This is a genomic window from Pseudomonas sp. Irchel s3b5, assembly GCF_900187435.1.
Classification (GTDB): Bacteria; Pseudomonadota; Gammaproteobacteria; order Pseudomonadales; family Pseudomonadaceae; genus Aquipseudomonas.
This window is the reverse complement of the sequence record NZ_FYDY01000011.1, coordinates 102,639-125,078: the sequence shown is the minus strand read 5'-3', so window position 1 is coordinate 125,078 and position 22,440 is coordinate 102,639. Positions and strand designations below refer to the sequence as shown.

Annotated in this window: 20 protein-coding genes; 7 read left to right on the top strand and 13 right to left on the bottom strand. The window is 59.8% G+C overall.

What is annotated here, in order from left to right; genetic code table 11:
* Nucleotides 1–8 precede the first annotated feature (8 nt).
* Together CKW15_RS14640 and CKW15_RS14635 are read left to right on the top strand one after the other, a co-directional pair.
* Nucleotides 9–893, top strand: coding sequence for a type II secretion system F family protein (locus CKW15_RS14640; protein WP_095061414.1), 885 nt, complete (start codon nt 9–11; stop codon nt 891–893).
* Nucleotides 890–1,780 (top strand): type II secretion system F family protein, encoded by an 891-nt coding sequence (locus tag CKW15_RS14635; RefSeq protein ID WP_095152320.1) that lies wholly within the window; start codon nt 890–892, stop codon nt 1,778–1,780. The genes CKW15_RS14640 and CKW15_RS14635 overlap by 4 nt, the downstream gene beginning before the upstream one ends.
* Nucleotides 1,781–2,416: 636 nt before the next feature.
* On the opposite strand, the gene CKW15_RS14620 is transcribed toward CKW15_RS14635, so the two are convergent.
* Entirely contained in the window at nt 2,417–3,199 is a 783-nt protein-coding gene (locus CKW15_RS14620) for a response regulator transcription factor (protein ID WP_095152318.1), read from the bottom strand.
* A gap of 113 nt (nt 3,200–3,312) precedes the next feature.
* Nucleotides 3,313–3,783: a prepilin peptidase gene (locus CKW15_RS14615; RefSeq protein WP_095152317.1), complete on the bottom strand. Its 471-nt coding sequence runs from the start codon at nt 3,781–3,783 to the stop codon at nt 3,313–3,315.
* A 75-nt stretch (nt 3,784–3,858) separates the two neighbouring features.
* Here CKW15_RS14615 and CKW15_RS14610 point away from each other — a divergent pair, with 75 nt between their 5' ends.
* The gene (locus CKW15_RS14610; protein WP_095152316.1) at nt 3,859–4,299 is read left to right on the top strand and encodes a TadE/TadG family type IV pilus assembly protein; all 441 of its coding nucleotides are present in this window, start codon (nt 3,859–3,861) and stop codon (nt 4,297–4,299) included.
* Nucleotides 4,296–7,037: an ATP-binding protein gene (locus CKW15_RS14605; protein ID WP_095152315.1), complete on the top strand. Its 2,742-nt coding sequence runs from the start codon at nt 4,296–4,298 to the stop codon at nt 7,035–7,037. The genes CKW15_RS14610 and CKW15_RS14605 overlap by 4 nt, the downstream gene beginning before the upstream one ends.
* Here CKW15_RS14605 and CKW15_RS14600 read toward each other — a convergent pair.
* The 5 genes from CKW15_RS14600 to CKW15_RS14580 all read right to left on the bottom strand — a co-directional run bounded on the left by CKW15_RS14600 (nt 7,034) and on the right by CKW15_RS14580 (nt 11,475).
* On the bottom strand, nt 7,034–9,025 hold the full coding sequence (locus CKW15_RS14600) for a pilus assembly protein TadG-related protein (protein ID WP_095152314.1): 1,992 nt from the start codon (nt 9,023–9,025) through the stop codon (nt 7,034–7,036). The genes CKW15_RS14605 and CKW15_RS14600 overlap by 4 nt on opposite strands.
* Nucleotides 9,026–9,172: 147 nt before the next feature.
* On the bottom strand, nt 9,173–9,736 hold the full coding sequence (locus CKW15_RS14595; protein WP_095152313.1) for a DUF4136 domain-containing protein: 564 nt from the start codon (nt 9,734–9,736) through the stop codon (nt 9,173–9,175).
* 54 nt (nt 9,737–9,790) lie between these two features.
* Nucleotides 9,791–10,411 (bottom strand): DUF4136 domain-containing protein, encoded by a 621-nt coding sequence (locus tag CKW15_RS14590; RefSeq protein WP_095152312.1) that lies wholly within the window; start codon nt 10,409–10,411, stop codon nt 9,791–9,793.
* A gap of 12 nt (nt 10,412–10,423) precedes the next feature.
* On the bottom strand, nt 10,424–11,173 hold the full coding sequence (locus CKW15_RS14585; RefSeq protein WP_095056266.1) for a methyltransferase domain-containing protein: 750 nt from the start codon (nt 11,171–11,173) through the stop codon (nt 10,424–10,426).
* On the bottom strand, nt 11,173–11,475 hold the full coding sequence (locus CKW15_RS14580; protein ID WP_095152311.1) for a MazG-like family protein: 303 nt from the start codon (nt 11,473–11,475) through the stop codon (nt 11,173–11,175). Before CKW15_RS14580 ends, CKW15_RS14585 begins: the two co-directional genes overlap by 1 nt.
* Before the next feature lie 196 nt (nt 11,476–11,671).
* Here CKW15_RS14580 and CKW15_RS14575 point away from each other — a divergent pair, with 196 nt between their 5' ends.
* Both CKW15_RS14575 and CKW15_RS14570 read left to right on the top strand, forming a co-directional pair.
* Nucleotides 11,672–11,965 carry a hypothetical protein gene (locus tag CKW15_RS14575; RefSeq protein WP_095056268.1) on the top strand — a complete coding sequence of 98 codons (294 nt, stop codon included), beginning with the start codon at nt 11,672–11,674 and terminating at the stop codon, nt 11,963–11,965.
* A gap of 179 nt (nt 11,966–12,144) precedes the next feature.
* Entirely contained in the window at nt 12,145–13,494 is a 1,350-nt protein-coding gene (locus CKW15_RS14570) for an MATE family efflux transporter (protein ID WP_095152310.1), read from the top strand.
* On the opposite strand, the gene CKW15_RS14565 is transcribed toward CKW15_RS14570, so the two are convergent.
* From CKW15_RS14565 to CKW15_RS14540, 6 genes are all read right to left on the bottom strand, one after another.
* On the bottom strand, nt 13,488–14,279 hold the full coding sequence (locus tag CKW15_RS14565) for a DUF4123 domain-containing protein (protein WP_371856297.1): 792 nt from the start codon (nt 14,277–14,279) through the stop codon (nt 13,488–13,490). The genes CKW15_RS14570 and CKW15_RS14565 overlap by 7 nt on opposite strands.
* Nucleotides 14,279–15,598, bottom strand: a complete 1,320-nt coding sequence (locus CKW15_RS14560) for a type VI secretion system Vgr family protein (RefSeq protein ID WP_095152308.1) — start codon at nt 15,596–15,598, stop codon at nt 14,279–14,281. The genes CKW15_RS14565 and CKW15_RS14560 overlap by 1 nt, the downstream gene beginning before the upstream one ends.
* 231 nt (nt 15,599–15,829) lie before the next feature.
* Complete coding sequence (gene speA, locus CKW15_RS14555) at nt 15,830–17,743, bottom strand: arginine decarboxylase (protein WP_095152307.1); 1,914 nt, start codon at nt 17,741–17,743, stop codon at nt 15,830–15,832.
* Nucleotides 17,744–17,962: 219 nt separating this feature from the next.
* Complete coding sequence (locus CKW15_RS14550) at nt 17,963–18,334, bottom strand: translation initiation factor Sui1 (protein WP_095152306.1); 372 nt, start codon at nt 18,332–18,334, stop codon at nt 17,963–17,965.
* 303 nt (nt 18,335–18,637) lie between these two features.
* On the bottom strand, nt 18,638–19,207 hold the full coding sequence (locus CKW15_RS14545) for an NUDIX hydrolase (RefSeq protein ID WP_095152305.1): 570 nt from the start codon (nt 19,205–19,207) through the stop codon (nt 18,638–18,640).
* 3 nt (nt 19,208–19,210) lie between these two features.
* Nucleotides 19,211–20,278, bottom strand: coding sequence for a DUF2333 family protein (locus tag CKW15_RS14540; RefSeq protein ID WP_095056275.1), 1,068 nt, complete (start codon nt 20,276–20,278; stop codon nt 19,211–19,213).
* 472 nt (nt 20,279–20,750) lie between these two features.
* On the opposite strand from CKW15_RS14540, the gene gcbA reads away from it, so the two are divergent.
* Complete coding sequence (gene gcbA, locus CKW15_RS14535; protein WP_095056276.1) at nt 20,751–22,421, top strand: diguanylate cyclase GcbA; 1,671 nt, start codon at nt 20,751–20,753, stop codon at nt 22,419–22,421.
* The last annotated feature ends 19 nt before the right edge of the window (nt 22,422–22,440 follow it).

The following is a 22,440-nucleotide window of genomic DNA, read 5'->3' as shown; positions in this document are numbered from 1 at the left end:
GCCTCGACATGCTCAGACCCGCGCTGCTGATCCTTGTTTGTCTGATCCTGTTCGGGCTGTCGCTGCGCTTTCTCTATAGCGGGCTGCGCCAGAACGGCACCGAGCGAATTCTTGGCCGTCTGAGCCAGGGGCAACCGCAACGGATGCTGCCGAAATCATCCTGGAGCGGCCTCGAACGCGCGTTCCTGCGCGCAGGGCTCGGGCGCCCCACCGAACGGCTGGGCCTGTGGATTTCGTTATGGGCGTTGGGCGTGCTGATGGGGTTTGTCGTGTCGGGCTGGCTCGGCGCGTTGGTGTTGCTGGTGATGCCCCCGGTGATCGTGCGGCTGTTTGTCAGTTGGCGTTATCAGCGTCGCCTCACACGCATGATTGAACAACTGCCGACCTTGCTCGATCACGCCGTGCGCAGCCTGAAATCCGGCCGGACACTGTCCGATGCCGTGCTGGGCGCCATCGACACCGCCGCAGACCCGCTCAAAGATGCCATGGGCCGGGTTCAGCGCAACGTGCAGTTAGGCGTTGGCCTGGCCGAGGCCACTTCGGACTTTGCCGAACTGTACGAGAAAGATGAGCTGCGTCTGTTCGCACTCGGTTTGAAGGTCAATCACCGTTACGGCGGCAATGCCAGCGAGTTGCTGGAAAACCTGATCAAGATGATCCGCGAGCGGGAGCAGGCGGCGCGTCAATTGCGCGCAATGACCGGTGAAACCCGCATCACTGCGTTGGTTCTGGCGCTGCTGCCGGTCAGCGTTGCAGCTTACTTTCTGGCCACCAACCCGACCTATCTTCAGAGCATGTGGAGGGACAGTTCCGGGCAAATGATGCTGGTGAGCGCGTTCGCTCTGCAGGTGGTCGGTTGCTTTGCGCTGTGGCGCATGATGCGCACCCTATGAAGATCTCATTACTGATCTGCGCGCTGCTGTTTCTCGGGGCGGGTCTGTTGTTGCTGCACAATTTGCTGGAACAACGACGCCGAGCGCGCCAGGTGACCCTGCGACTGGATGGCAAGTTGTCTGGCGACAACCGTTTCAACCAATGGCTGCAAATGCTGGGCGCCAGCCGTCTCGGGCAACTGTCGGTCAAAATGGACAACGAAACCCTGACGCTGCTCAACCGTCTGGGGTGGCGCAGCGCCCGCCAGCGTTCACTGTTCGCCGCGCTGCAAGTGGGCGTGCCCTTGCTGGCGTTGGTTTTGTGCTTGCTCGGCCAGGAGCTGTTTTACCCGACGGTAAAAAACCACTGGGTGGCCCCGATCATCGCCATCGGCTTCGGTTATCTACTGCCAAAACGCTTTCTGGCTGCCGCAGCACAACGTCGACAACAACAGCTCGTCGTCGAGACTTCAACCTTCATTACGCTGCTGCGCATCCTGTTCGAATCGGGCATGGCGGTGGAACAATCCCTGCGCGTCCTGAGCCAGGAAGGCAAGCAACTGCTGCCCGCCCTGACCCATGAACTGCGTCTGGTGCTGGCGCGGGTAGACTCCGGCCTGGAACTGGGCGAAGAACTGAACAAGTCCAGCCACTTGTTGGCGGTCCAGGAGTTCACTGACACCTGCGTGATCTTGCAACAGCTGATCTACCAGGGCGGTGGCGCGATGAAATCCCTGCTGGCACTCAAACAGTTACTCGATGACCGCCGCCTGACACGCCTGCAGGAATACATCTCCAAAATGTCCGCCAAAATGTCCATCGTGATGATGGTGTTTCTCTTCCCGGCGTTGTTGATCGTACTGGCAGGCCCGGGCTTTACCGCATTGAGCCGGGCGTTTGCTCATTAGAGAGCGCCGTTTTTGGAACAAGATGGTGGGTCAGGGACTTTTTGCTACTCGCCGATTTTGTGTACACCTCAAAAACAGTGTAGGAGCGAGCCTGCTCGCGATGGTCGTTAACGATGACGCGTACTTTCTGGATGTTCGCGGTGCGTTTGAGTCCATCGCGAGCAGGCTCGCTCCTACAATTGGACCGCGTGCAGCAGCAAGATCAGGTTGGTTGGCAGGCCGTCATCGCTGGCAAGCCAGCTCCTACAATTGATCTGCGTACACCCGCGCTTCTCACCACTCACCAGGCCGAGCGTTAGCTCGCCTTTCGCTTTTGATCCACCCGCCCCCTCGGGAGGCTGAGTGGAGGTGTTTATCCGGGGATTGGCGCGCAGCGCCGTTCGACGCAGTCGAACTCATTGCATGTAGGTCGAAGCGAAGCCGACCGGAGGGCAATGCCCCCGGATGAATGCCGGAGCGAAGGAACGCCGAGCCTCAGCGAGGGGCCGTACGTAAGGGGCGAGACCTTTTGGTTACTTTTGGGGCGTTTGCCAAAAGTGACTCGCCGTAAGGGCGAAACCGCCAGCCGCCGTTACCGCAAAAACGGATATGTACTCAATCAACCAACAGCCTGGTCGGCCCAGAGGCCGCCAAGGATCAATGCGCCGTAACCCGCTGCCGCAACCCGGAATTACTGGGCGACAACGCCAACGCCAACTGCGTCCGGTTATGCATATGCGTCAACCGCAAAACCTGCGACACATACAACTTCACCGTGTTCTCGGTAATCCCCAACTCACAGGCCACCTGATAATTGGTATTCCCCTTGCCCACCAACCGGGCCACATCCAGTTGCCGCGGCGACAGCTGATTGAAAATCGCCGGCATCTCGACCGAGTCAGTCTCCATAACACCCTGGTCATGTCGGTCTACCGATTGCGGGCCGCGTCGCACCTTGTCCAGGTCCTGATACAGATCATCGATCGACTCGGACAAGTACTGAAGCTTCTGATTCAAGTGACCCAATTGCTGGTTCTTGTGCTTTTCCTGCAAGACCATTTCCTGACGCTGCAACCCTTCGAGCAGCTCATCCAGATCAATCGGCTTCTGGTAATAGTCGGCAATCCCGGCGCGCAACGCCTTGATCACGTCCTGCTTGTCGGCGCAGCCGGTGAGCATGATCGCTTCGAATGCACGATGCTTGCCCGACAGTCGTTGCAACTCCTCCACCAGCTGGATCCCGTCCATGCCAGGCATGTGCAGATCGCACAGCACCAGACCGATATCGAGGTCCTCCTTGAAACGCTCGATGGCCTGATGGCCGGACTCGCAAGGAACACAGCGGTAACCTTTGCTCTCCAGAAATTCACACAGTTCTTCAACGATCATTAGCGCATCGTCGACCACAAGGACTTTTACTGCCGAAGTAAACTTGTTCACGTGCAACTCCCTGTGAGGCCAAACATTGACCCGTCTTCACTGACAGCCACAGGCTGTACAACTACTGACTGAAAAATAGACTTAGTTTCCGGCGATGTACATACGAGTCATCTCTAATGGAACCACGCGAACGTCAGCATCAGGCCCACTAACACAAAGGGCGCAAATGGCTGCTTCTTTGACATTCCCGGTGCCAGGTAAAGAAGATGGCTTCTAAGCCCTTGACTCATATGAAGCCAGACTCTTGGCGCCAGCAGCAGCCAAAAAACACTGGCCAATCCGGCGCCGATAAACGTGCCCAATACATGTGTACCGTCCGTCGCAAGACCCAGTGCAGCCATCAGTTTTACGTCGCCGGCGCCCAAACGCCCCAGGGCATAGCCCGGCAAGGTGAACGCCAGCGCCAACAACAATGCCCAGCCACCCTGCTCTGCACCGGCCCCCAGCCAGGTTGTGCCGCTCCACAACAAATAAGCCAACGCCAACATCCCGGCCCCCAGGGTCAAGCTGTTGGCGATGTGACGTTCCCGAGCATCCTGTGCTGCGCAGAGCGCCAGCCAGATCAGTAGGACAACACTCTGCATCTGCTAATAAACGTCCGTTTTGGCTGAATGATTCTATGATGATATTACCTAGTGATGGTCAGGGTAGACGCACTCATGAGAAACAGCCTCCCGCACAAACAAAAAGGTGCCGCCGCGATTGAGTTCGCCCTGGTGTTCATCGTTTTTTTTTCCGTGTTCTACGGCATTGTCAGTTACAGCCTGCCGATGCTGCTGATGCAATCATTCAACCAGTCGACCGCCGAAGCCGTAAGGCGCAGCGTCGCGCTGGACCCGACCACACCCGGTTACGCAAGCGCGCTGACGGCGCTAGCCACGGCGGAGCTGAAGAATCAATTGTCCTGGATTCCCCCCGCGCTGGCATTCAATGCGGCCACCGACACCAGCGCCACATTCGTGGGCGGCGTATTGAAAGTCAGCGTCAACTACCCGACCAGTAAAATTAACGCCGTTATCCCGTTTCTGAACCTGCCGGTTATCGGTCAAGTGCCCAACCTGCCGGCCACCCTGACAGCCAGTTCGAGCCTGCAATTTTGAGCGCTGGGGACAAGTTGTTCGGCCGTCTGCTCAACCGCTATCCGCAGCCCCGGCAGGAGCCGCCCGAGACGCAGCGGGTGCAGTGTTTCGGTTTGCAGGTCCAACTCAATGCCGAAGGCCGGGTCATGCAGTTGACCGGTCCATTGCGGCATCTGCTGGCACAGCGGGTCCCGAACGCCCGCGCGCCTCATCTGCTCGACTTGCTTTTACCCCACAGCAGCCTGGCCATCGAAGGCTCGCCCGCTGATTGGCAGGGCCAGAACCTGGACCTGGACTTCTACACCCTGAACGGTGCCCCGCTGCATCTGCGCGGCTGGGTACAACCCTTCGGCGATGCCTGGTTGTTGCAACTGCTGGACATCGGTGACCTGTTGCTGGAGCGCCGGCAATCGCACAACCGCGAGCAGTGCCAACGGCTGGCCATGCAAATCGCTGAGCAGTTGCGCCTGTGCAGCCTGACGCGCCTGCCGGACGTGCTGACCGAGCAACTGCAAAACCTGGCACAGCGTTTTCAGATTCCATGCCTTGCCCTGGCCTTGCCGGATGAGCAGGAACACGGCTGGCAGATTCAACAGCAGTACGCCGCGTTCGACGCCCCACAGCTCTGGCAAAACGGTCAGCGCCTGGGCACTGGCCTCGACAGTTTGAGCGGTTCTGCGCCGCAGTATCTGACCCTGCGCGAACACCCGCGCCTGCAAGGCACCTTCGGCAATGCTGACGGCTTCGCGGTGCCCTATCACGATGCGAACGGGGTGGTCGCCTGGTTGCTCTGCGGTTTCTATGCAGTACAACAACGCGCGCCGGATACTACCGAGCGCGACTGGCAGCAGCTGACAGCTGCGCTCGCCGCGCCTTTGCTTGAACGTCTGCGCGAACATCGACATCAGTTGCAGCTCGAGCGTCTTGAGTCGCTGCAAGCCCTGCTGGGCACCGGCTGGTGGGAAATGTTCAGCGACAGCGACGAGGTGCAGCTGGCCCCTTCGCTGGCCAATACGCTGAACCTGGGAACATCTCGTTTATCGGTGCAGGACTGGCTTGAGCAGGTGTATCCCGCCGACCGCGAAGCGTTGCGCCGTCGCCTGCAAGACTTGCGGGATGACGGCCTGTCCATGCTGCTGTGCGTGCGCCTGTATCGTCCCGACGATGGACCCGAACCGATCTGGTATCGCCTGCAAGGCCAGGCGCTGGGGTTGGGTAAAAGCCGTCGGCTGGTGGGTTTCATGCTCGACATCAGCGACATAAAGAATCAGGAGCAACGCGCCGCCGCCGCCCATGCGCGGCTGGACAACCTGATCGCCAGTTCTCCGGCGGTGATCTACGTGCAGCGTTACGTCGAAGGCGCGTTGCAACCGACGTTCTTCAGCGACAGCCTGCTGCCACTATTGGGCTGGAGCCTCGCCGATTGCGCACCCGATACGCTGGTGGACCGGGTTCACCCCGACGACCGCTCGCAGTACTTCGAACGCACCCGACTGTTGCTGCGCGAAGGTTCCGTGCGTGCCCGCTATCGCCTGCGCGACAGCCGTGGCGATTATCACTGGCTGCTCGACGAAGCCAAATTACTGCGTGATGACCTCGGCTTGCCGGTCGAAGCCGTGGGGCTGTGGCTGGATGTCACCGAAGCGACCCTGGCCGCGGAACAGGTCAAGCAAAGTGAAGAGCGCTACCGGATTCTGGTGGAAGACTCACCGGCGATGATCTGCCGCTACCGCCCGGACTTGACCCTGACGTTCGGCAACCGGCCGCTGGCCATGTACCTGGAACTGACGCCCGAGCAATTGCCGGGGATGAATCTGGGCAACTGGATGTCTCAGGCGCAGCGCGATGCCTTCACCCAACGGCTGAATCAGCTGAGCCCCGAGTTCCCGATCAGCACCGCCGAAATCAACCTGCAACTGCCCGGACGTGAACACGCGTGGTGGGTCTGGTCCGACCGCGGGGTGTTCGACGAGCAAGGTCAATTGCTGGAAATCCAGGCCGTGGGTCGTGACAACACGGAAGTACGGCGCTCGCAGCAGCAACTTACTCAAAGCGCGAAAATGGCCACGCTGGGCGAAATGGCCACCGGCCTGGCCCATGAGATCAATCAGCCGTTGAACGTGATGCGCATGGCCGTCGTCAACGTGCTCAAGCGCCTGAGCACTGGTGAGGTGCAGGTCGATTACCTGACCGACAAACTCAATCGCATCGACTCACAAGTGCAGCGTGCCGCGCGGGTGGTGGATCACATGCGGGTGTTCGGCCGCCGTTCGGAAATCGAGCAGCATCCGTTCAATCCGGCCCTGGCCATCGAAGGCACGCTGGCACTGCTGGCCGAGGGCATGCGTGGCAAAGGCGTCGACCTGCGGATCAGCGAGGCCGGTTTTGACGTGCAGGTGCGTGGCCACGTCGATCAACTGGAACAGGTGCTGATCAACCTGATGGTCAACGCTCGGGATGCCTTGCTCGGCAAACGCGAAGGCAACCCGGCGTTCAAACCCTGGATCTCGGTCAATGCCGAACGCGATGCCCAGGTTGTGCGGTTATGGGTCGAGGACAACGGTGGCGGTATCGATCCACGCCTGCTGGAAAGGATTTTCGAGCCATTCTTCACGACCAAACCGGTGGGGGTCGGTACCGGTTTGGGGCTGTCGGTCAGTTACGGCATCGTCGAAAACATGGGCGGCAAACTGAGCGTGATAAACGCCACCGAGGGTGCACGGTTTTGTATTGAGTTGCCGATTGTGGTGCTGGACTAGATCACCAGCGAAGGGCGTCCGGGCGGCTTGCAACTGAGATTGGCACCCACATCGACTTGGTTGAGGTTGATGCCAAGGTTGGACAGCAGGCCATCAAGAATGGGGTCGAGTATGGGGCTGAGCAAGGATTTGATCACACTTCCCAACGTACTTTGCACGCCGCTGAGAGTACTGGCCGCGACGCTCAGCAAGTTGCCCAGCAAACTTGAACCGGTGGGTTCATAGGCCTTTACTTGCACACCGCTCAAAGTCGCGTTCAGGCTACTGACAATACCGGTTGTACTCAGGCTGTATAACTGCGGCGGTTGCTTGATTTCCGGTGGTTGATGGTAGACATGGGTGCTCTGATTACCGGCGACAGATGTTTCGATTTTCACCCCCAGGCCTCCGCCGTAAAAAGGTTTACGACTCGCAGGATCGCAATGCTCCTGACCGAGGCCCAACAACGGAATGGTGCAGGTGATCGCGCCGACATCAATCAGGGCCAATGGCTGCACGCTGACATCGGCTGACGATGAAAAAGCGTTGGCCATATCGATATCTCCGACTTTCAACTTGACCAACGAAGTGTTGATTTGGGTGGTAAGGGTTTTGGTGGCATCGCTGGCACAGTTGTACCCCGTGACAAAACTATTGGCGCTTGCCACATCCAACGCGATATCGATGGATGAAGTAGCAAGGATTTCCAGGTCTGTACGCTCACAGGTACCGCCCAAGGCACAAAAAGCCGAATTCAGTGCCTTCGCCAGATCCAGGCCCAGTACATCATTCAACACATCGGTCAGTCCGCCCACCAAGGAAGAGCTTTTGATTGCATTGGGCAGCCCGGAGATCAAACCCAGCACAGGCAAATCAAGCGACAGCAAAGTACGCACCTGAGCTGTGCGCACAAAGATCCGATTGGGATCATTGAGCTGTCCTGTGACCAGCGCCGGATTACCAATGGCCGACAACTGCGGCGGTTCGATGACTTTGACTTTGACGTCGACATTGCCCAGTCCCGGGACGTTCAAAGGAATGCTGGCCACGGCCGCATTTTTGCTGTTGGCCAATTGTATAAAGGCCTCGACCAATTGAAACAGCTGCAAATTGGTGTTGAGTGCCGATGAAACCGTACCGGTTTGCACTTGCAACATTTGCCCCAGAACAATTGAAGTTCCGCCCGCCGCCGCCTTCAGCCCTGTCAGCCCGCTGACCGCCACACTGGTGGTTGGACCACTGGCCTGAAGTACAGTAATAGCTGTGTCGAGCAATTGGGTCATGCCGATACTTGTGTTCAACAACTGGGTGTAGTTGCCCGCGCTGACATTCACGTCGAGCGCCAATTGGTTCAGGTAATCCAGGAGGTTGATTTGGCTGTCGACCAACCCCTGCCACCCAGCGACACTCAAGTTAAGGCTACCGTCGAGCATCTGCCCCCACAACAGGTTCAACGCTGCCGACTTGCTGGAGTCGACAGTCAACGCCGTACTGCCGATGGTCAACATGGCCAGGGGCGGCAATACTGCCGGCGCGCTGACGGCCGTTGCGGAGAGTTGAGTGGTCAGATTCAAAGGCCCTGACCCCATCAACGCATAAATGCCCGCTGCGACACTGGTCGTTACCGTATGGGTGACGACTACGCGAATCGCTTCTTTTTTACTCGCATCGACTACAAAAGCGCGAAGGTTCTTGGTCCCTGTTTGCAGCGAGCCGCAGGCCGTATTCAGGGTCATGTCATCATTGGCGCTGTAACCGTTCCGGGTAGCGCTTTCTAGAGCGTAAGCCGCAGCACTTAATCCCGCTGACTGGCAATCGCCATTGCGGCTGACTGCCTCAAGTGCCGCGACATCCGCCAGCCGTTGCAAACTGCGCTGCTCCAGATAAAGCCTGCCGCTATCGACCACCAACAACATGAAGCCCAGGGCCGTGGTCAGGGTCAACGCGGCCATCAGGCCAATCGCGCCCTGTTGCCGGGCCGGACCGCGAAACTGCATACGGGAAGACATGGCGCACTCCTTTGCCGGCGCACAGCCGGGCGCAACCTCCGTGGGTGACAAGGAGTGTAGTCAAGGGTGATCGAGGTTGCTGGCAACTCGCCACTTCCGGCAATAAAAAACCCCCTGCGGCGAAACAGGGGGTCAAGAGGCGTTAGGCTAGGGTCTGCGCGGAGGATAGTTGGCCAGGATCCGCGTGACCGTTTCATGGATGGCCGTGCTGCGATCTGACGGATTCGGACTGCCACTGAGCATTTGCTCATCGCTGCCGCGCCACACCAGTTTGCCGTCCTTGCCGTCGAGCAGGTCGATCTGGATGGTCGCGACCTTGTAGGAAACCAGGCGGGTTTCGTTGTACATCGGCGCGCCATAGTAGCCATACCATGGGTTACCCCAGCCACCGCCATAATTGGTGGTCACCTGTTGCTGGCGCTCTTCGACAATCAGGTAGGTCTGCACATTCAAGTCAGCCTTGGCGTCCGTGGCGGCTGGACGCAGACCACGCTGATCCAGTTGATCGGTCACCGCCTCGCGCACGCGTTGCTCGGTCAGGTCGCTCTTGATCCGTGGATCATCGGGACGGTATTGCAGGGCGGGCTCTTTCCAGCTCCAGCTGTGATAAGCCGCGAAGTCACGGCTGGCGTCATAGTCGTGATTGACCTGGTTGGCGGCGCAGGCACTGAGCAGCGCAGCCACTGCCAGTAAAACGAAACGGCGAAGCATGATGATTCTCCGGTGGAAAGCAGAAACCTGCGAAATGCTTCTTATCTACAGAAGCTAACTGGGAGGATACGCCGACATGGCCTTTTCCACAGCCTCCCGAATGGCATCGGTGCGCTGGCTTTCGCTGCCCCGGTTGCTGGTTTCGGCACTGGAACTCCAGACCGGCTGACCGCTCTGGGCGTCATACATGTCCACTTGCACCACGACGACCTCTTCCGAATACGTACGGATGATCGGCACCGCGGTGTACGCACCGTAACCATTGCCATAGCGGTTGTAACCGCCATAACCGCCGTAATAGGCGCCGCCGTAATAATCGTCCTGAGCCTGGCGCAAGCGGGTTTCCATGCGCAGGTCGGCACTGACGAACAGGTCGGCCGGGCGATTATCGTGCAACGGGCGCAAGCCACGTTGATCCAGCGCACTGCTGACCGCTTCGGCCACCTGCGCCGAGTCCGCCCAGGCCGTGCCAGCTGGCAGTTGCCCGTCGAGCCAGGCCCAGCTGCGGTAGCGTCCGTAGTCACGGGGCGCCGCCGGGTAGGCACTGCGGTCGAAGGTTTTGGCGGCTTGGGCCGGCGCCGGAGGCAAGGGGTTGGACGTGGCCACGTAAGGGTTGCTGCCCTGGCAAGCGATCAACCCCAGACAGATCACCAACAACCCTGAACGAGTTTTCATTTTGTACTCCGATCAGACCGGCCGGCAAATCCAGTGCAAGTAACGCCCGAGCCCGGCAAAGCTCGGGTGACGACGGTGGGCCAGTTCCATTTCCAGCAAGTCCACCAACTCGGCGCGGGCCTGGAATTCCACCGGCATGTAATCGTGAAAAACCCGCACGCCACTCTGGGTCTCGACCTGCCACAGACCCTCAAGTTGCGCCGCCAGCTCGCGTGGATCAAGGGGCTGTTGCGGGGTCAGGCTCTGCTTTTCACCGGCCATGTCGTTCTTGCGCATCTTGCGGAAATGGCCCTTGAGCAAGTTGCGGTAAATCAAAGCATCACGGTTGTAGAACGCGAGGGACAGCCAGCCGTCCGACTTGGTCAGCTGATGCAGCACCGGCAAAATCGCATGGGGTTCGGCCAGCCATTCCAGCACCGCGTGGCACAGCACCAGATCGTAAGGTTCGGTGAGCTGGCCCAGCAGGTCTTGCCATGGCGCCTGGATAAACGTCGCCGTCTGCCCTGCGTCGGCGAAGCGTTGGCGAGCGCCTTCGAGCATCGGTTCGGCGGGCTCGGCGAGGGTCACCTGATGCCCGCGCTCGGCCAGCCACAACGACATGTGACCCAGGCCGGCGCCGATATCCAGCACCCGCAGCGGTCGATCCGGCAAGGTTTCGGACAGGTCGGCCTGCAACACCGCAAGACGGATTGCACCTTTGGCGCCGCCGTAGATTTTTTCGGCGAAACGGGTCGCCAACTGATCGAAGTGACGGTCGCTCATCAGGTAAACCTCCGCTCGCTGTCCGCCAGTTTGCTGCGCACCACTTGTTCCATGTCCAGACCTAACTCGCTGCACAGCAACAGCAGATACAGGACGATATCGCCGACTTCCTGCCCTGCGTGTGCGAGCTTGTCTGCCGGCAACTGGCGTGACTGGTCTTCGCTCAGCCACTGGAAAATTTCTACCAGCTCGGCCATCTCCACGCTCGCGGCCATGGCCAGGTTTTTCGGGCTGTGAAATTGCCGCCAGTCATTGCGATCACGGATGGCGTGCAGGCGTTCGGTCAGTTCAACAAGGTTCATCGGGCTCTCCTGAAGGCGTATAGCTTCGGGGGGATGACCGAGGATGGCAAGTGACAACGTTTAATGCCGGATGATCCGTCGCTTTCACGAGCAGGCTCCCTCCCACAGGTACGGTGCAACCCTCTATGCTTGTGGGAACTCGGCAGCATGATCGACAGCCCAAGACTCACTCTCTTTTAATCAGGACGCTCACTCCATGCAGGTAGAAGGTTTTTCCGAATGGCTCGGCCAGGCACTTGGCTCGATCATCCGTTTCATCGTTGATGGCCTCAGTGGGCTGTTCAACCTGCTGAGCAATGCCAGCAGCAACTTTGTCGAAGGTCTGTCCAGCGCGCTGGGCATGGATACCTCGATTGTCAGCATCATTACCTTGATCCTCGGGCTGATCCTGCTGTGGTCGGCCATCCGCGCATTTCTCAATGCGTCGTTCATCATGGGCATCATCTGGTTGATGCTGGGGCTTTGGTTGCTCAGCTGGATCATCCACTAGCCCTGCACAATTACCTGTGGCGAGGGAGCTTGCTCCCGCTCGGCTGCGAAGCAGTCGCCTGCGGTCTGATGACAAAAAGGGCCGCTTCGCGCCCCAACGGGAGCAAGCTCCCTCACCACAATAGATCGCAGTATGCTCTCGATGTGTCGCTACAATGCCCGCTCCCCCAAGGAGCCTGCATGTCCAACCTGACCGCCGACTGGCGCGACCGCCCTACCCATCGCCGGGTCTGGGCGCTGGCCGCGCCGATGATTCTCTCGAACATTTCCGTACCGCTGGTGGCGCTGGTCGACAGTACCGTCATCGGTCACCTGCCCCACGCCCATCAACTTGGCGCCGTGGCGGTTGGCGCCAGCCTGTACACCTTCCTCGCCTGGGCCATGGGCTTTCTGCGCATGGGTTCCACCGGATTCGCGGCGCAAGCCGCCGGGCGCGGGGATGGTGCGGCGCTGCGACAGATCCTGTTGCAGGGGTTGCTGCTGGCCATGGGACTGGCAATTGTATTGGGCGCGGTGGGCGTGCCGTTGAGCGGGGTCGCGTTGCACTTCATGCAACCTTCGGCAGAACTCGATCAGCTCACCCGCGAGTTTTTCCACACCCGACTGTTTGGCCTGCCGGCGGCACTGGCCAGTTACGCGCTGGTCGGCTGGTTCCTCGGCACCCAGAATGCCCGGGCACCGCTGGCGATTTTGCTGAGCACCAACCTGGTCAACATTGCCCTGAACCTGTGGTTCGTCCTTGACCTGGAATGGGGTGTGGTCGGCGCCGCCTGGGCCTCGGTGATTGCCGAATGGACCGGTGCACTGATCGGCCTGTTGATGACCCGCAAGGCCTTGCGCGCCTACCCCGGGCATATCGTCTGGGCGGCATTGGCGGTGTGGCAGAGTTGGCGTCCACTGCTGGCGGTCAACCGCGACATTTTCATTCGTAGCCTGGCGCTGCAATCTGTGTTTTTCCTGATCACCGTGCAAGGCGCGCGACTGGGCGATGCCACGGTCGCCGCCAACGCCCTTTTGCTCAATGGCCTGCTGCTGACCGCCCACGCCCTCGATGGTCTGGCCCATGCTGTGGAAGCCCTGTGCGGGCACGCCATCGGCGCCCGCGATCGCGATGCCCTGCGCCGTTCATTGGTGGTGGCGTGCGGTTGGTCGTTATTGGCGAGCCTGGGGTTTGCAGTGCTGTTTCTGTTCGCGGGGCATCTGTTCATCGAGATGCAGACCGACATTCAAAGCGTGCGCGACACCGCGTTCATCTACCTGCCCTATCTCGCGGCACTGCCATTGATTGCGGTCTGGAGTTACCTGCTCGACGGCCTGTTCATCGGCGCCACCCGCGCCCGGGAAATGCGCAACGGCATGCTGCTGACGGTGGCGCTGGTGGTGCCGTTCGGCTGGTTGCTGCAAGACCGGGGCAACCACGGCCTGTGGATAACCTTCCTGTTGTTCATGTTACTGCGCAGCCTGACGCTCGGCGTGATCGCCTGGCGCCTGCGTCGCAACGATGGCTGGTTCACCCGCGCCACTCACTGATCGCGCTGCCACAGGCGGCGCAGATTATCGAGTCGTTCCTGCTGAGTCAGCCCCGACAGCGGCGGCTCAGGCACGGCGTCGGGATGCTGCAATCGTAGCCATAACCAGTCATCGAGCACCGCACGCTCGCTGAAACCCAACACCAACCCCTCCTGCAGTTTGGCCCACAGATCGGGATACTCAGTGGCGGTGGATCGGCTCCAGCACCAGGCATGTTGTTCGAGCAGGCACAGTTGAAGTTTTTCCTGTTGCCCGGCGCTGAGGTCTTCTTCAACGGCCAACTGCCTCACCGTCAATCCGGGGTTTTGCAAGCGTTGCCAACCGTCACAGCCCATTGCGCGGTCAGCCCAGGTTCCGCCGAACCAGCGCAACTGGCTGATCGGCCCCAGCCAGCGACTCAGCTCTGCGGCATCACAAGCGTCGAAAAAGTAGCTTGCGGTGTTCGGGTTGAAGTAGCTCAGCATGGCCCGGTGCAGGCCGAACGTGACGGTCAGCATGCGCCGCAGATGGGCCAGCAATGACGTGGTCGATGTTTCACTGGCAATCAGCAAGCCGCGCCAGCGCCGCCCATCCACGCGGTACAAATCAGCCAGGGCCGGGCATGTCCGCAGATCGACGAGGATCGGTCCCTGCGCCTTTTGCGCCTGCCATTCCGTGCCCTCGAACAACCAGAACCAACGCGCCTGCCCGAACGCCTGTTGCAACACTTCTACCGCCGCTGACGCGGCCATTGCCTCAAGCAACAACCATTGCGCAGGCGAGTCAGGCGTGGACGGGGCCGCGATCATACGCCACCGCTCTGGCCGAACCGTGTCGCCGCCCGGCAGGTACAGAGCACCTGCGCACAATGATTGAAGCTGCCGCCACCGGGCAGCAGACACAGCAACATCAATGGTTCACCGGAGCGTAACCATTGCGGCAGTCCCACCTCATCTGCAGCGTCCGGGGATGACACGCAATCGACTATTTCTTCCGTAGCGTTTGGTATATGCAGCAGTCCGGTGATCAGGGGTTGATCCGGATCACCTTCGATAAAACTCACGACCAGTTCAGTGCCCTCTCGCAACGGCGCAACAGTGCTGGCCTGAAGTTGTGCGTCCAGCGCCAGCCAGCAATGGCTGGGCACCGCGCCCTCTCCCTGATAGAGCCAGTCGAACTGCACCGGCACCGGCCTGCCCGGGTCGGGGAGCGGCTCATCGACATCGACCACCCACGCGCGATGCAGGCTGTGCATCCGCGGTTTGACGGCCGGACACGGCGGCTCGAAGGACGCCGTCCAGTGAAGGGCCCGGACCTGATTGTGATAAGGCATTGCCAGATCCTGACTGCCCTGATGGCTGATATCAGTCAGCAACCAAAGGTGATTACACTCCGAGTCCGGGTGACCCGACAGCGGCATCAACTGGCCGCTGCGCAAGGTTGTCAGGTCCGTAAGACACTCTGCCGATTGCACCGCCGACTGAGCGCATCGCTGATGCTCGAACTGACGCACGGCCGGTGGCCCACCTTCGACCCGGAACATCACAGGCTCGCCCAATGGGAAATGCCGCTGATCATCGCTGAACACCATGCAATGCCGACAAGCCTGATGTTCGAAACGGTAATGCAGCCGTTCTTCGGCGCACAGCCGTTGGAGAAACTGCAGATCCGACTCCCGAAACTGCGTGCAGAAATCCCGGGGCGGGTAATCATCGCTCAATTCGAAACGCCGTGAGGCGCCGACGATACCGTGCTCCCTGAGGACCTGATCGAGAATCTCCGGCACTGGCCGACCACTGAAAATTCGCTGACTGAAGCGCTGGGCCAGACAGGTCAACCTGGGGCCCAGACGCACCTGACAAAGCCTGCTCCCTGCGCCGTGATCGCGCTGGACGATTTCGTGCAATTGACCATGGATACAACTATCCGCAGGCCCGACATGCAAAGTGGCCGAACGGTACAACAGGCTGGCGAGGTCAAGCGTCGGGTCATCGATCAGCAGTTCCATGTCGAACACAAACGGTTCGCTGATGGCTTCGCTACCGGTAAAGGCCAAGACTTCGAAGGCGTCGGGCAGTCCTGCTACATCCAGACGAAATGAAGGCTCGCTGACTGGATCGAACATCGCGTTTCTCTACAGGAGGGGCGGCCGGGGATTCTCGCCGAGAGGCATGGCCGAGTAGAGAGCTGAAACACAACTTAGGAAATGACCTACGCGAAAAGAAGACCAAATGGCCTGGATCGCCGAGGACGTGGGAAATTTCGAGATGGATAAGAGAATCGCCGCACCAGGTCATCTGAAATTTCCGCAGCAAACGGTAAATTTTCAGACGACCTGATGAGCGTGAGACTTACCTCAGGAAGACAGGTAAGACGAGCGGGTCAGGCCCAGACGCAAAGCATCGAGGAACTGGGTGCGCTCGGAGGCACTGATGCGGGCGCTGGCGCACTTGTCGCGGTAGTGGGTCATCAGCTCTTCCGGCGACAAGTGCACGTAACGCAGCATGTCTTCGATGGTGTCGTGGGTTTCGATACCGGCGTGGTACACGCTGCCGTCGGCGTTCTGGTAGATGTTCACCGAATCGGTGTCACCGAACAGGTTGTGCATGTCACCGAGAATTTCCTGATAGGCGCCGACCAGGAACACACCCAACAGGTAGTCCTCGCCGTCCTTCAGGGCATGCACCGGCAAACTGGTTTCGATGCTCTGCTCGTCGACGTACTGGTTGATCTTGCCGTCGGAGTCGCAGGTCAGGTCTTGCAGCACCGCACGACGCAGCGGCTCTTCGTCGAGACGGTGCAGCGGGATGATCGGCAGGACCTGGTCGATGGCCCAGGTGTCCGGCAGGCTCTGGAACACCGAGAAGTTGCAGATGTACTTGTCGGCCAGCTTGTCGTTGAGTTCGTCCAGCACCTGACGGTGGGAACGCTGACGCGCCTTCAACGAGTTGTGCAGGCGACGGCACACGGCGAAGTAGCACTGCTCGGCCAGGGCTTTCTCGGCCAGGGTCAGCTTGCCGTCGGCGTACTGGGAAGCAATGTCACTCATGTAGTGCGTGGCGCGCCAGTAGGTTTCGGTGACCATCTCGATGTCGGTCGGACCCAGCAGGTCTACCAGCCACTGCACGGTTTCCGGCAGCGACTCCTTGTTCTCGATCTGCGGCACGTCGTCGTTGTGTTTCTCGACGTCGGTCACCTGGATCACCAGCATCGCGTGGTGCGCGGTCAGCGAGCGGCCGCTTTCGGAGAAGATGTTCGGGTGCGGCAGGCTCTGTGCATCACAGAACTCCTTGAGCATCCCGACTACGACACCGGCGTAATCGTCCATGTCGTAGTTGATCGAACTGGCGTTACGCGAATGCGTGCCGTCGTAGTCCACGCCCAGGCCACCGCCGACGTCGATGTGATCCACCGGCAGACCGAGGTTGCGCAGTTCGCCGTAGTAACGGATCGCTTCCTTGAAGCCGTGCTGGTAGTCCGCCAGGTTGGCAATTTGCGAACCCATGTGGAAGTGCAGCAGGCGAATGCCCTGGTCCAGACCGGCTGCGCGGAAACGCTCGACCACCGACAGCAGTTGCGCCGCCGACAGACCGAACTTGGATTTCTCGCCGCCGGTGTCCGCCCACTTGCTCGAGGCCAGGGACGACAGACGCACGCGCAGACCGACCTGTGGCTTGACCTTGAGCGAGGCCGCTTCTTCGATCACCAGGCCGACTTCGGATTCTTTCTCGATCACGATGAACACGTTGTGGCCGAGCTTCTGGCCCATCAGCGCCAGACGAATGAACTCGCGGTCCTTGTAGCCGTTGCAGACGATGGTGCCGCCCTTCGGCGCCAGTGCCAGCACCGCCAGCAGTTCAGGCTTGGAGCCCGCTTCCAGACCGATGGACACGTTCTGGGTAGCGATGATGTTTTCGATCACCGCCTCCTGCTGATTCACCTTGATCGGGTACAGCGCGGTGTACTTGCTCTGGTATTCCAGACGCTCGATGTTGGCGTCGAATGCGCCGGTCAGCTGACGCACGCGGTCTTGCAGAATGTCGGGGAAGCGCACCAGCAACGGCAAGGACAGGCCGCTTTTGCGCAGCTGGTCGACTTGCTCGAACAGGTCGATAGGCGAACTGCTCGGCCCGTTCGGACGAACTTCGACGCGACCGGCGTCATTGATCGCGAAATACCCGGCCCCCCAATGGCGAATCCCGTAAACACTGCGGCTGTCCGCAACTGTCCATTGGCTGCCATCGTCTTTGCGTGTGCGTCGTACGGACATCGAAGTCCCCTATAAAGAAGTCATAGTGCGTCGCCTGGGTTCAGGCCGGCGCAGTCTAAAGAATGAAAATGACGGTTCGTCAACGGGGCAATAGACCCCGCCGACCGCAGTGAGTTTAGATACCGGTCATGAACAGGCTCTGTGAAAACCATGTAGACGATGCCGGACCTGAATGTCATCAGGACCGGATCAAGCCGGGGGTGGTTTTCACAGAGGCTGCTAGCCGCCGGACTTCTTTGCCTTGAAACCGTACTTGATCAGTTCAGCCAAGAGTAGCTCGACATGATCGCCCTGGATTTCAATGATCCCGTCTTTCAACGCCCCACCGGTCCCACAGCGTTTCTTCAACGTCGTGGCCAGCTCCCTGAGCGCGTCTTCTGCCAACGGCACGCCGGTGATGGTAGTCACCGTCTTGCCGCCACGGCCCTTGCTTTCGCGACGCACGCGAGCGATGCCGTCGCCGGCCGGGATAACGCTTTGTTTGCAGATACAGGCGTCCACCGGCTTACTGCATTCCGGGCAATGACGACCTGCGTCGGTGGAAAATACCAAGCCACCGAGGGCGGCGAAGGATGCGGCTTTTTTGGCCACCGGCAATCCTCTTTGGAGGACAAAGACTGGTCGCAGCACCTGGGCAGGGCTATCGACCGCGAAGCCCCACTCAGGCAGGGGCAGCGCTACTGAAACGGCACAACATTCACGTCACTGTAGGAGCGAGCTTGCTCGCGATGAACTCAAAGGCGACGCGTTCATTCTGGATGCCCGCGTTATCGTTGACGTCCATCGCGAGCAAGCTCGCTCCTACAGCAACAACAAGCAATACCGGTTCAGCTTTAAAAGGTCGCGCAGTGTAACGGCAAAAACGCCGATTGCTAAGAGCCAATCGGCGCCAATTTATAGCGGTTTTGCGACGTCGGTTTGTCGTGAACGCAGATAGCGCTTCAACGCGGCCAAAGAGTCCGGGCAATAAGGCTTTTGCTCGATTTCCAGCATGACCTGATCGATGGGGATAAAGCGCGCTTCCAGCACCTCTTCAGGTTGCAGGATCAACGGGCCGTCCCACACCGCCGAAAAGGCCGAACACCAGAGACGATTGCCGGTGTCTTCAAAGAAAAAGTGGTCATGGGCGATCAGTTCCACGCCACTCACGCCCAACTCTTCTTCAAGCTCCCGGGCCGCCGATTCGGCGTAAGTTTCACTGGCGAGCACCATGCCACCTGCCGCCACGTCCCAGTAGCCGGGATAAATCGCCTTGCTGAGCGTGCGCCGATGCACACACAGCTCACCGGCAGAATTGAACAACATGATGTAGGTGCCGCGCCCGATCAACCCGCGCTCGCGCAAATCGGAACGGACCAGGGCGCCGAGCAGGTTGTCCTGCTCGTCGACCCAGGCGATTTGCTCGGCATCCGAGGCCGCACGGTGCGCGGCCTCTCGCAGGTTATCGATGGAGCTATCGACCATGACTCAGCCCTGATTGAGCAGTTGACGCAAATCGATCACCGCCGCGTTGGCCCGGGAAATGTAGTTGGCCATGACCAGCGAGTGGTTGGCCAGCACGCCGAAGCCGCTGCCATTGAGAATCATCGGGCTCCAGACTGGCTCCTGCGAGGCTTCCAGTTCGCGAATGATCTGACGCACGCTGACGGTAGCGTTCTTCTTGGCCAATACATCGGCGAAGTCGACTTCGATGGCGCGCAGCAGGTGAGACAAGGCCCACGCCTGACCACGGGCTTCATAGAACACGTTATCGATCTGCATCCACGGCGTCTCGACGACTTCTTCGTCGACCTGCGGCGCCACACCCGGTACCACGACTTCGGTCTTCAAAGCGGTATTGAGCTTGACTCGGCCAACGCTGGCCGACAGCCGTTGCGACAGCGAACCCAGACGAGTCCCGACATCACCCAGCCAATTGTTGAGGTTGTCGGCGCGGGCATAGAACAGCGCGCTCTTCTGGTTCGGATCGGACAGGCGCGCCTGATAGCGGCTCAGGGAATTGATGCCTTCCTGGTACTCGGACTCACTGGATGGCAGCACCCAGCTTTTATTGTCGAAGTTGAAACGCGGCTCGGCCTTGGCCAGATCGGCGTCTTCGGCGGACTGCGACTGCGAACGGGCGAAGTCTTTGCGCAACGCACGGCTCAGGTCGCGGACCTGCACCAGCACGCCGTATTCCCAACTCGGCATGTTGTCCATCCACAAGCCCGGCGGGAACCGGTCATTGGAAATGTAGCCGCCCGGCTTGGTCAGCAAAGTGCCGGCGACGGTCTTGAGGGTTTCGACCGTGGTGTAGCCGACGACCATCTGCTTACCTTCTTTTTCGGCCGCTTGCTGGGCCGTTTGCTGGACCGGGAACAGCGCGGGTTCCTGGCTCCAGTACCATCCCAAAACACTCGCCACCAGCAGGTAAAGAGCAATCAGAGTGGCCAGCGCCCGGCTGAACAACAGGCCGCCCAGATAACTGCGGGTGTCCGATTTCGGCTCAGCGGCACGTTCGGGCGCACTGCCTGCGCGGTTTTTCCAGTCCAGCATGGCGATATCCTTTCAATCACTTGAGTTCACGGTTCGACCACAACCATACAACAACGTGCCTTCGCCCGGCACGCGCCCATTGTGCTGATGGCAGAAATTGCCGCACCTGCGGACAAAAAACTCCGCCCTGAACGGCAGCGCTGCGCAACGCAAATACGGCTAATGGATGGGATCGCACCCACTAAGGGAATCCCTGATGCCCTTTTAGCCCGAAACGACTCTGGGGAGAAAACCGGATGCCTGCACCGTCGCTCATCCCCGCGAAACGCAACGGTCAGCACCAAACGTCCATGAACAAAGCTCCCCGCCACCTTCCACCCAGACTTTACGGGCCAAAAGCAGACTGACCGGTCAGAAACTGAATGAGATTACATTGCAGATTATTGACGTATAGCGCTCATGTAACCGAAAAGTGGTGCTAGCATAGAGCCACCACTCGACCTCAGCGCGCCCCCTAATCAGTAGTCAGGATATGACCGAGCCAGAAGATCCCAGCCGCGAGCGCCTCAAGCACCACTTTGCCCAGCGGGTAATTCATCAGGCACGTCAGATTCTTGAGATATGGCAGCGCCTGCAGCGCAGTGAGTGGTCCACCGCCGACCTTGCGGAATTGAGCGAAGCCAACCTGCGCCTGTTGCGCTTTGCCGAGCGCTTCGAACAACCGGAACACTCGCAACTGGCGCTGCATATCGGTCAGTCGCTGGAGGCTGTGGACGCCAATCGCGGACGCCTGAGCAGTGGCCTGATCACCGACCTCAATCGCTTGATGCAACGCCTGTCGCGCACCGGCCTGCGCCAAGGCGATCAGCTCGATCAGACGTTCCTGCCGCCTCTGCGCAAACCGATCTACGTCATGCTTCAGGATCACGACCGCGCCGAGCGCCTGGCCAAACAACTGGAATTCTTCGGGCTCAGTGCCCAATGCCTGGACAGTGTCGCTGCGTTTCGCGCCTCGATGATCGAGCGCCTGCCGGCGGCCATTGTCATGGACGTCGACTTCAGTGGTCCCGGCATCGGCCTGAAACTGGCCGCCGAAGCCCAGGAAGGCCTGGATCATCAGTTGCCGCTGTTGTTCTTCAGCCTGCACGAAACCGACACACCCACCCGTCTCGCCGCCGTGCGTGCCGGTGGCCAGGAGTTTCTGACCGGCACCCTCGAAGCGTCGAGTCTGCTGGAAAAAATCGAAGTCCTGACCTGCGTTGCCCAGTACGAACCTTATAAAGTGCTGATCATCGACGACTCCCGCGCCCAGGCCTTGCACACCGAGCGCCTGCTCAACAGCGCCGGGATCGTCACCCGGACGTTGATCGAGCCGATCCAGGCCATGGCCGAACTGGCGGACTTCCAACCCGACCTGATCATCCTCGACATGTACATGCCGGCCTGCACCGGGACGGAACTGGCCAAGGTGATCCGCCACAACGACCGTTATGTCAGCGTGCCGATCATCTACTTGTCCGCCGAAGACGACCTGGACAAACAACTCGACGCCATGAGCGAAGGCGGCGACGACTTCCTGACCAAACCGATCAAGCCGCGGCACTTGATCACCACCGTGCGCAACCGTGCGGCGCGTGCGCGCAACCTCAAGGCGCGAATGGTCCGCGACAGCCTCACCGGCCTGTACAACCACACCCACATTTTGCAATTGCTCGAAGATTGCTCGTTCCGCGCCCGTCGCGAGAACAAGCCGCTGAGCTTTGCCATGCTCGACATCGACCACTTCAAACGGGTCAACGACAGCCACGGCCACCCCATGGGCGACCGAGTGATCAAGAGCCTGGCACTGTTCCTCAAGCAACGGTTGCGCAAAACCGACTTCATCGGCCGTTACGGCGGCGAGGAATTCGCGATTGTGATGCCGGACACCGATATCGAAGCGGCCTACAGCGTGCTCGACGAAATCCGACAGCGCTTTGCCGAAATTCACTACCCGGCGCAGCCCCATGACCTCTGGTGCACGTTCAGCGCCGGGGTGGTCGAGCTGTGCGAAAGCTCGGACAGCCTGACGATGGCCAGTCAGGCAGACGAAGCCCTGTACCGCGCCAAACATGGCGGACGCAACCGCGTGCAAGCTGCACGGGTGTCAAAGCAAAGTGCCACTTTTTTATCGGAATCAACCGATACGGTCATAACTTTGTAATAGAAACGCAATAACTTCA

Coding starts and splice junctions, on each gene's coding strand:
- speA (WP_095152307.1), bottom strand. CDS start 17,743: ATGTCCGTACGACGCACACGCAAAGACGATGGCAGCCAATGGACAGTT.
- gcbA (WP_095056276.1), top strand. CDS start 20,751: ATGACCGAGCCAGAAGATCCCAGCCGCGAGCGCCTCAAGCACCACTTT.
- CKW15_RS14540 (WP_095056275.1), bottom strand. CDS start 20,278: ATGCTGGACTGGAAAAACCGCGCAGGCAGTGCGCCCGAACGTGCCGCT.
- CKW15_RS14590 (WP_095152312.1), bottom strand. CDS start 10,411: ATGAAAACTCGTTCAGGGTTGTTGGTGATCTGTCTGGGGTTGATCGCT.
- CKW15_RS14640 (WP_095061414.1), top strand. CDS start 9: ATGCTCAGACCCGCGCTGCTGATCCTTGTTTGTCTGATCCTGTTCGGG.
- CKW15_RS14580 (WP_095152311.1), bottom strand. CDS start 11,475: ATGAACCTTGTTGAACTGACCGAACGCCTGCACGCCATCCGTGATCGC.
- CKW15_RS14575 (WP_095056268.1), top strand. CDS start 11,672: ATGCAGGTAGAAGGTTTTTCCGAATGGCTCGGCCAGGCACTTGGCTCG.
- CKW15_RS14600 (WP_095152314.1), bottom strand. CDS start 9,025: ATGTCTTCCCGTATGCAGTTTCGCGGTCCGGCCCGGCAACAGGGCGCG.
- CKW15_RS14560 (WP_095152308.1), bottom strand. CDS start 15,598: ATGTTCGATCCAGTCAGCGAGCCTTCATTTCGTCTGGATGTAGCAGGA.
- CKW15_RS14610 (WP_095152316.1), top strand. CDS start 3,859: ATGAGAAACAGCCTCCCGCACAAACAAAAAGGTGCCGCCGCGATTGAG.
- CKW15_RS14570 (WP_095152310.1), top strand. CDS start 12,145: ATGTCCAACCTGACCGCCGACTGGCGCGACCGCCCTACCCATCGCCGG.
- CKW15_RS14635 (WP_095152320.1), top strand. CDS start 890: ATGAAGATCTCATTACTGATCTGCGCGCTGCTGTTTCTCGGGGCGGGT.
- CKW15_RS14615 (WP_095152317.1), bottom strand. CDS start 3,783: ATGCAGAGTGTTGTCCTACTGATCTGGCTGGCGCTCTGCGCAGCACAG.
- CKW15_RS14585 (WP_095056266.1), bottom strand. CDS start 11,173: ATGAGCGACCGTCACTTCGATCAGTTGGCGACCCGTTTCGCCGAAAAA.
- CKW15_RS14545 (WP_095152305.1), bottom strand. CDS start 19,207: ATGGTCGATAGCTCCATCGATAACCTGCGAGAGGCCGCGCACCGTGCG.
- CKW15_RS14595 (WP_095152313.1), bottom strand. CDS start 9,736: ATGCTTCGCCGTTTCGTTTTACTGGCAGTGGCTGCGCTGCTCAGTGCC.